The organism is Halomonas sp. 113 (genome assembly GCF_904067645.1).
Lineage (GTDB): Bacteria > Pseudomonadota > Gammaproteobacteria > Pseudomonadales > Halomonadaceae > Vreelandella > Vreelandella titanicae.
This window is the reverse complement of record NZ_LR881453.1, coordinates 1,016,641-1,028,879: the sequence shown is the minus strand read 5'-3', so window position 1 is coordinate 1,028,879 and position 12,239 is coordinate 1,016,641. Positions and strand designations below refer to the sequence as shown.

Sequence of the window (12,239 nt, the reverse complement as noted above, 5' to 3'; positions counted from 1 at the left end):
TCCTAAAAAGTCGTTGAGTAGCGTTAACTCTGGGCATAGCTCTTTGCATAGCCCAGGGCAGCGGCATAGCCACTCGGCGCTGGCAGCGGCCATGCCTGCAGAGGTGATGACACGGGAAGCGAGTGCTTAAGGCAGTAACTAGCAGGCGGCACTGCCGCTGGGCTAACCGAGAGCGCTTGCAGATGGTCCGCGATTCCTAAACCCAAGGTCTTGAGTACCGCTTCTTTAACCACCCAGCGCTCCATGAAGGGCAGCGTGGCACCGCGAATGTGGTCGCGCTGCTCGCTCGGCGATAGCACCAGCCCGTGCAGCGGCGCCAGTTCGGCCTCGGATCGACGACGCTCAATATCGACCCCCACCGAGCCGCCGGGAGCGAGCGCGATTAGGGCGACATGGCCAGAGTGGGAAACATTGAAAGCAGGCCCATCAGCGTTTTCCAACTCGGGTTTGCCGTAAGCGTTCTGAGTGAACACCAGCTTTTCTGGCGCTATACCGGTGTGCGCGGATAGCAGTCGCCGCAGGGCAGCGCGTGTCGCCACAGCGCGTACGACATCGGCGTGATGGCGAAGCCGCTGGGCGCGCTGCCACTCGGCTCGACTCAGCAACCGATCATCTTCGTCAGCCACCGGGGCGTTCAGGTCGAGCGCTAAGCGCCAGACTTCAAGCCCCTCAGGAGCCCCTTCAGCTAACTGCAGGCGCTGCATGGGGCACCTCCTCAAGCCGTCGAGTCAGCGCCCGTTCGATAGTCTCCAGCACTTGTGCTTGCTGCTGGCGAATAAAGAAGTGCCCTCCTTCGAACCAGTCCAACGAGAACGCCCCGCCCGATTCTCGCTGCCACGCTTCTAAACGCTCTCTTTCGATATCGTCATCGCGCCCTGCGAGTACCTGTAAGGGATAAACAAGCGGCGACCCGCCGCGATAGCGGAAACTGCGGCAGAGGCGATAGTCCGCTGCCAACACATCAAGAGTGAGGCGCAGCAGTTCCGGGCTTTCGAACACTTCCTCTGGGGTGCCGCCCTGCTGGCGTAGATCCGCAATCAGGGCTTTGTCGTTATCAAGGCCCGCCAAGCGTTCTGCGTCGCGCATTGAGGGCGCCGCGCTGCCTGAGGCGAACAGTATCCGCGGCTGAGGCCGCCCTACATCACGCAAGCGAGCTGCCATGCCGTAGGCCAACAACGCCCCCATGCTGTGACCGAACAGGGCAAAGTCGCCGCGCATCCGCGTTGCCTGCTCTTCGCACAGTCGCACGACCTGGGTCTCGAAGTCATCGATGAGCGACTCACCCAGTCGCTCACCACGCCCAGGCAGCTCGACGGGATATACCTCAATCCAGGCGGGCAACTGACGCTTCCAGCGCAGATACATGGTGGCGCTGGCTCCGGCGCAGGGCAGGCAGAGCAGTCTTAAACGCTTAACCTGCATTCACCTGCTCCGCCTCAGCGTTGGCCTGCTCATCCATCCACTGGCGCAGCGAGAGTGGCCGCATATCGGTCCAGGTTTTTTCGACGTAGTCGAGGCAGGTTGGCTTATCGCCGAGTACGCCGGTATCGGTCCAGCCAGCGGGAATCGCTTTCCATTCTGGCCAGAGGGAGTACTGCTCTTCGTGGTTGACTAATACGCGGAAAACACCATCTTCACGATCAAAACAACTTGTCATGGGACTAACCTCATCGTTGCCAAAGGAATGAGAAATAAAATGCAATTACTTCTCATTACTCAATGACGAGTGAGGCACATGAAAATTTAATGTGAAGGAAGAAGAAAGTAGAAAAAATACGTGCGGGGGCTATACGGCTCTAGCGCTTAAAAACGCGACAGCCGTGAAATCATCAATGAAGAAAACCAGGGGGAACAAAAAACGGAGTGGGCAAAAAGCAGCGATTTGTCAGTTGCGCTCATCACTGCGCGGAATCATCCCCGTTAGCAGCCATAGCTGTTCGGCTTCACGAAATACACGGCGGTGCTGAGAAGAAGCCGCTAACCACGCATGAAGCGCCTCGCGATCAGCGTCGCTCAACGTCTCTTCATGCTCGCGCATCAGCCAGTCTAGCGCCGTTTGCCAAACGGCATCATCGCCGCTGTCGTTATCCATCGTTACTGTCAAACCTCGCTACTGCTGCCTGCTGAACACCTGTCTCGGGAAGCGTGTAATATTATCAACGCTATTTGCTGACAGTGTAACAAAGCGACAACAAAGAAGGGACGGAACGTGGGCTTACCGATCTGGCAACGTTTAACCTTGTAGCGACTGGCGGCAATGCGTCAATGCATCGCGAATCATAAAATTAACTAACGTGGTGGAAATACCTAACAAGTGGGCCACTTCCCGCTGCGTATGACTTCCCGAACGATAGAGCTCAAAAGCGCGCCGCGTACGCTCGGGCAGCTCATCCAAAGCGTTAACCACCTGGGCCAAGGCCTGGCGATCAATCGCGATCACCTCTGGGGAGTGTGACGCGTAAGAGGTGGTATCCCCTTCCTCTTCTTTTGCAAACAAAGTTGACTCAAACGCCGAACGGCGGCAGCGGTCAATGGCGAGGTTGCGCACCACACGTGACACGTAAGATATAGGCTGCTTCACCTCAAAAAGCGTGGTTGCTTCCGAAATTTTTAGATAGGCGTCCTGCACGACATCATCGGCTTGATCAGCATTGCCCAAGACTCTTGCGGCGACACAGCAGAGCCGGGGCCGCTGATTAACGAAGATATCTTCTAACTCAGCGCTCCAGGTCTGGGTATCCACAGCTCGGCCTCCTGCCTTGATTAACACCACGGAATAAATGGCAATAATTATTATTTGCGTTAGAGCCTGGCAAGTCAACTGGTGAGAGCTAACTCACTTTTTATAACGATATGCTTGTTGACGTTATTTTCAGAAGCCACGACCTTCACCTGCTTGGGCAGACTTGCCCAAGCTCATTAAGCAGCGTTGACACTGCATAAAAGACATTCATAATACAAACAATAATGATTAACATTAAAAATTAAAACGAACTCTATGCAAGGAGAATATTCTTGAACCAACCTACTTTCCGCAAGCGGTGGCTAACGGCTGCCGTTGCAGTGGCTGTCTGCAACACGCCGACGGCTGTGTTTGCTCAGCAGGCCGAACAGAGGGCATCTTCAGGTAGTGAAACCTCCACCGCGCTACCCACACTGCAAGTCACGGAAAGTCGTCTTTATGAAGAAGCTACAGGGCCTGTGCTGGGTATTGCCGCCACCCGCAGCGCAACCGGCACCAAAACCGACACGCCGATCATTGAAACACCGCAATCGATTTCCGTGATTGGTAGCCAGGAGTTTCGCAACTATGGCGCACGGAACGTCAACCAGGCGCTGGGCTACACAGCGGGCGTATCAAGCGCTTATGGCGGAGGAGGAGCTGATACAACCCACGACAGCATGATGATTCGCGGTTTCAGTGTGTATAACAGTTACCGGGATGGCAGCAAGTATCAGGTTAACGTATTCGATGCCCAGCAGGAGCTCTATGGCCTGGAAAGGTTGGAGGTACTCAAGGGCCCATCGTCAATTCTCTATGGCGTGGCGTCTCCCGGGGGCTTGATCAATGCGGTCAGTAAGCGCCCTACCAGTGAGCTCCTGCGCGAAGTTAATCTCCAGGTAGGCAGTTTTGATCGGCGCCAGGTATCTGCGGACTCCTCTGACTCCCTGGATGAAGATGGTGAGTTTTCCTACCGTTTAACCATGCTTCGCCGCGATAGCAACACCTTTGTCGACCATGTGCCAGATGATCGCACCTACATCGCGCCTGCCTTTAAGTGGCAGCCAAACGAGGATACCTCGCTCATCCTGCTCAGTGAGTATCAGCGGGACGAGACGACTTATATCTATGGGCTGCCTGCCAGTGGCACTATTCTTGCCAACCCCAATGGCGATATACCGCGGGAGCGGTTCGTTGGTGAACCTGGATTCGATGACTACGATAACGAAAGCTACTCACTTGGTTATCTGTTCGAGCACGATTTTTCCAACCGCCTGAAGCTGCGCCACAATTTGCGCAGCTTCCACTCAGATAGAAACTTCGACAACATCGGTATTGTTCAGCAGCCTCAAAGCTCCGCTGGGCGACTTTTTTCCAGAACCGCCCATGATCGGCGTGATGCTTCCAGGGCAATCTCCTCCGATACGTCCTTGCAGTATGACTGGGAGGCCGGAACGACAACCAATACCTCTCTGGTCGGCCTTGACTATGTCCGCCAGCGCCACGAAACAGAACGCTACCAGCAGAGCGTTCCTGCTCTGGATCTCTATAACCCTGCCTATGGAAGTGGGCAATTGGGTGAAAGCACCCCTAATAACTATTCCAATCTGAGCCGTAAGCAGCAGGTGGGACTGTATGTTCAGAACCAGATGAAGATTGCCGATAAATGGGTAGTCATGCTGGGCGGGCGTCAAGATTGGACGGATACCGAAGCTGCTCGGTACTTCGATCCCTCTCAAGAACAACAGCAGGATGATGATGCTTTCACCGGTCGTGTTGGATTCGTTTACCTGGCCGATAATGGCTTGGCACCCTTCGCCAGCTTCAGTCAATCCTTTGAGGTAGCGACTGGCACCGATCGCAACGGCAATCAGTTCGAGCCCACCCAAGGCGAGCAGTACGAGGTAGGCATCCGCTATCAGCCCAAGGGGTTCGATACCATGCTCACCGCCACCGCTTACGAATTGACTCAAGATAACGTGCTGGTCGCCGACCCGGTCAACACTAACTTCCAGACACAAATAGGCGAAGTGCGCTCTCGGGGTGTCGAGCTGGAGGCCAAGACGGAGATCGGCCTCAATGCCAATCTGGTCGCAGCGTATGCCTACACTGATGCCCGAACAACAAAAAGCAGCCCGGCGACCCCCGAAAAAGTCGGGGAACGAACCGGTCAGGCGCCCTACAACCAGTTCTCACTATGGGGTGACTATCGCTTCAGTGATTTCGGTCTGCCGGGACTCAAACTGGGGGCGGGGGTACGCTATGTTGGATCAACGCTTCCTAACGCCCACCTTGATGGCGAAGTGCCTGATTTTACCCTGGTTGATGCCATGGTCAGCTATGAGACGGGCCCATGGTTACTTTCCTTGAATGCGACCAACCTGACCGATGAAACCTATATCGAGTCCTGCACCTACGCATGTTATTACGGAGAGCCTCGCAGTGTTGTAGGCACGGCGTCCTATCAGTGGTGATGAAGGCGCTTCTTTATTCGCTAAACACAGGCATGATCGTGACATATCAAAATGGGACTTTTTATCCCCCTGTACGCCCTAAAAAAAGCATGATCTTATCGATCGCATTGCTTATCAGCTTATTGATGGGCAATGTATCGACGGCCAGCGATAAAAACGGAGTGGTGCCATTAGCAACGTTTGACTTCGCTATCGCGGAGACCCTCAATGCCATTGGTCACCCGCCTAGGTTTCTGTCGGGCCTTGAAGGGTATGAAACCTACTCCCGTCAAGATGGCGTTATTCCCGATACGACTAACCTGGGTTATCGCCACCTCCCTAACCTTGAGCTACTGGCAAGCGATCCCCCACAACATATTCTAATTTCACCGCCTGCTCATGCCAGCTTACTCCCACGGCTCAGAAAAATTGCGGAGGTTAAGGAATACCCGCTTTATAAATTTGCCGATAGCGATGGCGACCATAACGACTGGGAAACCATCGAGGAATTGACGCGTCAGCTTGGCGATTTGGTTGGTCATCCTAACGCTGCGGAGCATTATATCGAGCAGTCCCGCCACCACTTCGCTGCGCTAAAGCAAGCGCTTAATGATATCGACTCCCACGTTTTACTGGTGCGCCTGATGGATGAGCGCCATGCCCGTGTATATGGCACAGGAAGTGTTGAAGGCATGATGTTAAATCACCTTGGCCTCCAGAACGCCTGGCAGGGGGATTTAGGCCAATGGGGAATGACAACCGTCAGCGCAACGCCTCTGTTTGATATCGATGCGAAACTAGTGTTTCTTGACAGCCCCTACGGCCCAGACGGAGGTGTGAGACAACTCCTATCCGATGGCCAGTGGCGACACTTGCCAAGCGTGAAACAGGGAAATTATACGATTATTCCTGTCAATTATTGGTCTTGGGGAGGACTACCAGCCGCCCGACGCTTTGCCGATAGCCTTGTCAGCCACCTGACTGAAAGCAATCGCACAGGCAGTGCCTCTGTCGATACAAACTAGTGGCTTACTCTTTTTGTCTAAAGCAGTAAAATTCACTCTGTGTGGCCACATGCGCCCTCCACAGGCAAGCTCGTCACTGCGCAATGCAATCGGTGAGCATGCTAGACTATTGGTCGTAACGTTGTTTTTTTGCTCTGGAGACCCACCGTGACGGATGCCCACCGCCGTAAGCTACCCATCGGGATTCAGACGTTCTCGGATATCCGCGAAGGGAACTATTACTACGTCGATAAGACACCGCACATTGAGCGTTTGGTTAACCAGAACAAATACTACTTGCTTTGCCGATGGCGTGATGCAGAGCCGTGAAGGGTTGGATGAACGTATCCGTGAGCAGCTACGCGTCCAGCGTGAGCAACTCGGCATTACCCACCACCATAAAACCGATATACCGGGTGAATTTTCTGCCCTCATTCGTGCCGCCCACCAGCAGCGTGGTCAACGGGTGGTCATTCTGATTGATGAGTACGACAAGCCGATTCTGGATAACATCCTGGCGCCGGAGCGTGCCCGGGAACTGCGCGAGGGTTTGAAGAACCTTTACAGCGTGCTGAAAGACGCCGACCCGCACCTACACTTCGTGCTGCTTACCGGCGTTTCCAAATTCAGCAAGGTCAGCCTGTTTTCGGGCTTGAACAATCTCCGCGATATTACCCTTTCGCCCGACTATGCAACCTTGTGTGGTTATACCGATGACGATATCGATACCGTATTTGAACCTGAACTTTCTGGGTTAGACCGTCAGGAAATCAAACAGTGGTATAACGGCTATCGCTGGGGTGGTCGTGAGGTTACCTCTGTCTACAATCCCTTCGATGTACTATTGCTGTTCCAAGAGCAAGAATTCGGCCCGTACTGGTTTGAGTCCGCGACGCCAACGTTTTTGGTCGATATTCTCAAACAACGCGGGGTGTTTACCCCTCGATTGGAGACCTTGCAAGCAAAAGCACAGTTGCTCGGCCGCTTTGATGTCGACGATATCACCACCGAAGGGCTGCTGTTCCAAACCGGCTACATCACCATTAAAGACGTGCAGGAACCCATGCTGGGTTATCGCCTCTATACGCTGGGCTTTCCGAACAGGGAGGTAGAAAGCAGCCTTAACGATTTATTGCTGCCAGTATTGGGTATTAACACAAGCGATGCGCAAACCTACCAACTGGCGTTATTTGACACTTTTCAGCGCCATGACCTTGCTGCGTTGGAAGCTCACTTAAAGGCGCTCTACGCCGGACTCCCCCATGACTGGTACCGCAACAACCCCATCGCCAAATACGAAGGCCACTATGCCAGTGTCTTTTACAGCCACTTTGCGGCCTTGGGGCTGGATGTAACCGTGGAAGACGCCAGCCACCACGGCAAGGTGGATATGAGCGTGGACTTTGGTGGGCATATCTACCTGTTTGAGTTCAAAGTGGTGGAACAACTGCCGGAAGGTAAAGCGCTGGAGCAGATCAAACATAAAGGCTATGCCGATAAGCACCGCGCTTCGGGCAAGCCCATCCACCTGATCGGCGTGGAGTTTTCCAGCGTTGAGCGCCAAATTGTGGCGTTTGAGGTGGAGACCTTGGCTTAGCTACCAATCTATCCGCCACTGTCATCTCCGCGTCATGAATGGCTAGTTACATTGAATGCATACAGTTTTTGCCATTCACTAAGGCACGATGAATGCCCAGGGGAAATACAATGCTCGATAGCAGTAACGACCTACTCGAAACGGTGAAACAGGCGGCGTACGAGGCAGGTGCGCTGTTACGCGAGGGATATTCGCTAAAGGGCAGAATCGCCTTTGAGCAAAAGGGGGCGTCAGACTTTGTCAGCTACTACGATACGGCCGCAGAGAACATCATTATCGACTGTATCAATAGCGCCTTTCCCGATATCGCTTTCCTAGGTGAAGAGAGCGGGCTTACACCCACCGATAGTGACTATACCGTCATCATTGACCCTCTCGATGGCACCAGCAACTTTTTGCATGGGGTACCTCACTTCTCAGTCTCCATCGCGGTTACTAAGGGCGATGAGCTGATCATCGGCGTTGTCTATCAACCGCTGCTTGATGAAATGCTTTGGGCCAGCCTTGGCACCGGCGTCTTCCTCAACGACACGCCGCTCACTACGCCTGAACCGCGCCCACTGAACGAGATGCTGGTAAGCACCTGCCTGCCCTACCACGCTAAAGGCGACTGTACGACGGCCCTAGATCAACTCGCTGCTCTAATGCCCCAGGTGGCCGGTATCCGCAGCCCAGGATCGGCGGCGCTGGAGATCGCCTACACCAGCCTGGGCCGGTTTGATGCTTTTTGGTCTCAAGGCGCTAAGCTCGACTTTTGGGATATCGCCGCCGGTATTGTGATTGCCAGAGAAGCTGGCTACACCGTCACGGATCTCACTGGCGAGCCGAATCCCTCTCAATGGAACAGTTTACTTGCGGCGCACCCCGAGAGGCATGGACAACTGCTAGCGTGTTTAGCGTCTTGCTGATAAACGATCAACGTCATCTCTAATCACCTGAGACCTACCCCTTGCCTGCTTTCCCCAAGCGGCGTTTGCCATCTATCACGTAAATCTTTTCATTTTTTTGTTAAAAATGAGAACTATTAGCACTAGAATGGAGGCATTATCATCAACCCTATCGCCAGGAGTCATTCATGTTCGAGGTCAAAGGCGCCACCTTTGAAATCAATGGTAAGCAGATTTTAAATCCCATTGACCACAGTTTTCATGAGGGCAAGGTTTACGGCCTGATTGGCCATAACGGCTCGGGCAAGTCGACGCTGATCAAGCTCATGGCCCAGCAGCAGCCGGTAAGCCAGGGGGAGGTTCACTTTGATCAACGCCCGCTGAGTGACTGGGGAAATCGTGAGTTCGCCCGTCAGGTGGCTTACCTGCCCCAGCATTTACCAAGTGCAGAAAGTCTTACCGGACGCGAGCTAGTCGCCTTCGGCCGCTACCCATGGCACGGGCTTCTGGGCCGCCACACCCAGAAAGACAAAGATGCCATTGATCGCGCCATAGCCCTGACCCACACAGAGGCCTTTGCCGACCGCTTGGTCGACACGCTCTCTGGTGGTGAACGTCAAAGGGTCTGGTTGGCGATGCTACTCGCCCAGGGCAGCCGATTCCTGCTGTTGGATGAGCCGCTAGCGGCGCTGGATATCGCCCACCAAATCGAAGTGCTGGCGCTGATCCGTAAGCTGTGCGATGAGCTAAATCTTGGGGTGATTATTGTACTGCACGATATCAACATGGCCTCGCGCTACTGCGACGAGCTGATGGCACTGCACAGCGGTCGCTTGCTGGCCCATGGCAGCCCGGGTGATTTGATGAGCTGCAGCACCTTAGAGGCGATTTATGGCCTACCGATGCAGGTCATGAAGCACCCCAACGGAGAGCACAATATCGCCGTGGCTCAATAGCGCTATTCTCCGAGGTCAGACACTTTTAAAAGCACTCATTCGCAATCAAAAGCTTCAACTGATACGCATTATCGATTAAGCTGAATGCCATATTTTACCTGTGTGCTGTGTCAAAACCTTGTGTTAAAGCCCTGTGATGGAGCCCCGCGATGCCCTCTGCTCTACGTCAGCCGCAACTGTTCGAGCCTTCGTTAGCGTCCTGCTACACCGGGCCGTTGGCGAACTTTACGCCGCCGTTAATAGGTGGAACGCCACCGCTGGAAGCGTTCAAAACAGCCCGTTGGCGGAATGCCGATTGGCTCAAAGAAGATCTCTCCCGCTTCGCTGAACAGTACCCAGACGGAGACCAGCGGGCAGTGGTATCGATCTGGTCGAAATGGCACTTAAGCGCACTAACCGTTCCCACACTGACAGCCAACCTGCTGCTTAACCGTGACCTGCCGGTGGGGCTGGGCGACATGCAGGTTATCTTTAACGACAAGGGCGCCACCTCGCGGCTGTGGTTGCCCCACGAAGGCACGTCGATAACCACTCACGACCCGTTTGAGCGTTTTGCTACCCTGATTGAGCAGCACTGGGCACCGTTGATTGAGCAATTAGCGGCTATCTCCGGCGCTGCACAGCGGGTGTTCTGGAGCAATGCCGGTGGCTATCTGGACTTTTACGTCAACGCGCTGGGCGAGCACCCGCTTGCCAATAGGCAGGCGTTTGAGGCTGCCAAGGCGCTGCTGGAAGCGCGCAACCTGCCCAACGGCAAGCGCAACCCGCTGTTTCAGCCGGTGCGTTACTTTACGCCCAAGGGTAGTGAGGAAGTTAAGCGGGTGCGCAAGCTTTGCTGCCTGCGCTATTTACTGGATGAGTTTGCTACGTGCGGCACCTGCCCGCTAGAGGGCTGCGACCTGGAAGCGCGAAAGCGCGCCAAACAGGTCGCCCGTTAAAACGTTAGCTATTTTTAACACTGTTTAGATATTAATTTGCGCAACAGCGTCCTCACTCGCTCGAGCACGCTGCTCGCCTTTCAGCTCGCTAAGCTGCCCCTTCGACATCTCCAGCAACCGATCAGCGTGAACGAAGTAGCTGTCGTCATGGCTGATAGCAAACACGGTTTTACCCATCGCTTTTAAGTGCGGTAACAGCTCGCGGTAGAACAGCCGCCGGAACTGCGGGTCTTGATCCGCCGCCCACTCGTCGAGCAGCAGGATATCGCGTTTTTCGGCAATCGCTAGTAGCAGTGCCAGGCGCTTACGCTGCCCCTGGGAGAGCTGGGTGTTGATGACGCGATCACCCTCCCACTGCAATTTGTGCTGCATCTGCAGTCGCTCAAGCCAGGTATCAACGACCTGCGGGTCAGCAGGCAGGCCTTCAGGGCCCATGGTCTGATCAAACTGATGGAAATCGGTAAACACGCTGGCAAAGCGAGCGCGGAACGCTTCCCACTGTGCAGCAGTGACCACCTCGCCATCAATCTTAATAGTGCCGCTTTGGGGGCGGTATAACCCCGAGAGTAGCCTTGCCAGGGTCGACTTACCGCTGCCGTTGCCGCCGATCAAGAACACCTGCTCACCGCGCTCTAGGGTCATATTGAGTGGCCCCACCTGGAAGCCCTCGCCCTGGGCAGTGTCCGGGTAGTGATAAGTGACTTCCTCCAGCTCCAGACGCTGCCAATCGGCCAGCGTATCGTCGACGGCAAAGCTTGACTGGTACTCGGCTAGCTCCAGGCTGCTCAATTTATCAAACGCGACCTGGGCACTGATCAGCGTTGGCCAAGCGCCCACCGCCTGAATCAGCGGCGTACGCAGGAACAGCAGCGTCAGCGCGAAGGTGGAAGCCACCGTGGTATTCGCCCAGCCCAATCCATTAGAGAGGAAAAACACCACCCCGATGGCGCCCAGCATCATAATGTTAGACCAGTTGTTAGCGCTTAAATGGTAGGTATCGGCGCGGATGATATGATGACGATAGTCACGGGCATTGGCGGTATAGCGCTCGTCATAAAAGCGCCGGGCACGGTCGCGGTTGAGCGCCAGTTCTTTGCGCCCTTCAATGGCCGCCTGGAAATCTTTATACAGACTGTCTTCGCTTTCACGCACGAGGCGAAAATGGCGATACACCCGCGACACCAACACCCACCCCACACCCATGGTGAACGCGATCCACAGCACCGTGATCACCACCATTTGTGGCGACAGCCATGCCAAATAGGCCACCGAGGCAAGCGTAAGCACCACGCCCTGAATCAGCTCCGGCAGACGCACAAAGCCAATAGTGATGTTACGCACATCGCTGGACAGACTGGCAAGCAAGGTGGCGTTGCCCAACTGCTCCAAGCGCTCAATATCGGTGTCGAGAATACGCTTCACCAGCCGCGAGCGTAGATCAAACACAAAGTGGTGCCCCAGCACGGTCAGCGCTAATTGCGTACTGAGTGTGACCGCCAGGAGCACCACCAGCAGGCCTAGAAATTGCGGCAGCGCCGCCATACTGCCTACTTCGATAAGCCGCTGGTTGATAAACGCAATCACCCCGACCCCTAAGCCAGCGCTCAATAGGCTCAAAGCAATGGCGCCTAAAAAGGGCCAGCGGTAGTGATGAAATACTAAGCGCAGCAGTTCCATGGGGC

Annotated in this window: 11 protein-coding genes and 1 pseudogene; 6 read left to right on the top strand and 6 right to left on the bottom strand. The window is 54.7% G+C overall.

The genetic code is table 11. The features are described 5' to 3' along the window. Positions 1 to 23 precede the first annotated feature (23 nt). The 5 genes from YERSI8AC_RS05005 to YERSI8AC_RS04985 form a co-directional block, all read right to left on the bottom strand. Positions 24 to 704, bottom strand: coding sequence for a 4'-phosphopantetheinyl transferase family protein (locus YERSI8AC_RS05005; RefSeq protein ID WP_159176225.1), 681 nt, complete (start codon positions 702 to 704; stop codon positions 24 to 26). Beyond that, the gene (locus YERSI8AC_RS05000; protein WP_159176224.1) at positions 682 to 1,422 is read right to left on the bottom strand and encodes a thioesterase II family protein; all 741 of its coding nucleotides are present in this window, start codon (positions 1,420 to 1,422) and stop codon (positions 682 to 684) included. The genes YERSI8AC_RS05005 and YERSI8AC_RS05000 overlap by 23 nt, the downstream gene beginning before the upstream one ends. Further along, positions 1,412 to 1,657 (bottom strand): MbtH family protein, encoded by a 246-nt coding sequence (locus YERSI8AC_RS04995; RefSeq protein WP_035564240.1) that lies wholly within the window; start codon positions 1,655 to 1,657, stop codon positions 1,412 to 1,414. Before YERSI8AC_RS04995 ends, YERSI8AC_RS05000 begins: the two co-directional genes overlap by 11 nt. Positions 1,658 to 1,885: 228 nt before the next feature. Next, positions 1,886 to 2,104 carry a FecR/PupR family sigma factor regulator gene (locus tag YERSI8AC_RS04990; protein ID WP_233973850.1) on the bottom strand — a complete coding sequence of 73 codons (219 nt, stop codon included), beginning with the start codon at positions 2,102 to 2,104 and terminating at the stop codon, positions 1,886 to 1,888. Positions 2,105 to 2,233: 129 nt separating this feature from the next. Further along, positions 2,234 to 2,743: an RNA polymerase factor sigma-70 gene (locus tag YERSI8AC_RS04985; RefSeq protein ID WP_236557244.1), complete on the bottom strand. Its 510-nt coding sequence runs from the start codon at positions 2,741 to 2,743 to the stop codon at positions 2,234 to 2,236. 272 nt (positions 2,744 to 3,015) lie between these two features. Between YERSI8AC_RS04985 and YERSI8AC_RS04980 the strand changes: the two genes are divergently transcribed. From YERSI8AC_RS04980 to fhuF, 6 genes and pseudogenes are all read left to right on the top strand, one after another. Then, positions 3,016 to 5,196: a TonB-dependent siderophore receptor gene (locus YERSI8AC_RS04980; protein WP_159176223.1), complete on the top strand. Its 2,181-nt coding sequence runs from the start codon at positions 3,016 to 3,018 to the stop codon at positions 5,194 to 5,196. Between the two features lie 125 nt (positions 5,197 to 5,321). Further along, positions 5,322 to 6,200: an ABC transporter substrate-binding protein gene (locus tag YERSI8AC_RS04975; protein ID WP_159180173.1), complete on the top strand. Its 879-nt coding sequence runs from the start codon at positions 5,322 to 5,324 to the stop codon at positions 6,198 to 6,200. 147 nt (positions 6,201 to 6,347) lie between these two features. Beyond that, a pseudogene (locus tag YERSI8AC_RS04970) lies at positions 6,348 to 7,776 on the top strand (ATP-binding protein). Between the two features lie 110 nt (positions 7,777 to 7,886). Beyond that, positions 7,887 to 8,684 carry an inositol monophosphatase family protein gene (locus YERSI8AC_RS04965; protein WP_138799723.1) on the top strand — a complete coding sequence of 266 codons (798 nt, stop codon included), beginning with the start codon at positions 7,887 to 7,889 and terminating at the stop codon, positions 8,682 to 8,684. Positions 8,685 to 8,851: 167 nt separating this feature from the next. Continuing rightward, positions 8,852 to 9,619, top strand: a complete 768-nt coding sequence (locus YERSI8AC_RS04960; RefSeq protein WP_027957190.1) for an ABC transporter ATP-binding protein — start codon at positions 8,852 to 8,854, stop codon at positions 9,617 to 9,619. A gap of 149 nt (positions 9,620 to 9,768) precedes the next feature. Then, a complete protein-coding gene (gene fhuF / locus YERSI8AC_RS04955) occupies positions 9,769 to 10,557 on the top strand; it encodes a siderophore-iron reductase FhuF (RefSeq protein WP_138799722.1) in 789 nt (262 codons plus the stop codon). A 24-nt stretch (positions 10,558 to 10,581) separates the two neighbouring features. Here fhuF and YERSI8AC_RS04950 read toward each other — a convergent pair whose 3' ends face one another. Further along, a complete protein-coding gene (locus YERSI8AC_RS04950) occupies positions 10,582 to 12,234 on the bottom strand; it encodes a multidrug ABC transporter permease/ATP-binding protein (protein WP_138799721.1) in 1,653 nt (550 codons plus the stop codon). Positions 12,235 to 12,239 lie beyond the last annotated feature (5 nt).

Excerpts from the sequence above, each read along its gene's own strand:
- YERSI8AC_RS04965 (WP_138799723.1), top strand. The coding sequence starts at position 7,887 with ATGCTCGATAGCAGTAACGACCTACTCGAAACGGTGAAACAGGCGGCG.
- YERSI8AC_RS04995 (WP_035564240.1), bottom strand. The coding sequence starts at position 1,657 with ATGACAAGTTGTTTTGATCGTGAAGATGGTGTTTTCCGCGTATTAGTC.
- YERSI8AC_RS04950 (WP_138799721.1), bottom strand. The coding sequence starts at position 12,234 with ATGGAACTGCTGCGCTTAGTATTTCATCACTACCGCTGGCCCTTTTTA.
- YERSI8AC_RS04960 (WP_027957190.1), top strand. The coding sequence starts at position 8,852 with ATGTTCGAGGTCAAAGGCGCCACCTTTGAAATCAATGGTAAGCAGATT.
- YERSI8AC_RS05000 (WP_159176224.1), bottom strand. The coding sequence starts at position 1,422 with ATGCAGGTTAAGCGTTTAAGACTGCTCTGCCTGCCCTGCGCCGGAGCC.
- fhuF (WP_138799722.1), top strand. The coding sequence starts at position 9,769 with ATGCCCTCTGCTCTACGTCAGCCGCAACTGTTCGAGCCTTCGTTAGCG.
- YERSI8AC_RS05005 (WP_159176225.1), bottom strand. The coding sequence starts at position 704 with ATGCAGCGCCTGCAGTTAGCTGAAGGGGCTCCTGAGGGGCTTGAAGTC.
- YERSI8AC_RS04975 (WP_159180173.1), top strand. The coding sequence starts at position 5,322 with ATGGGCAATGTATCGACGGCCAGCGATAAAAACGGAGTGGTGCCATTA.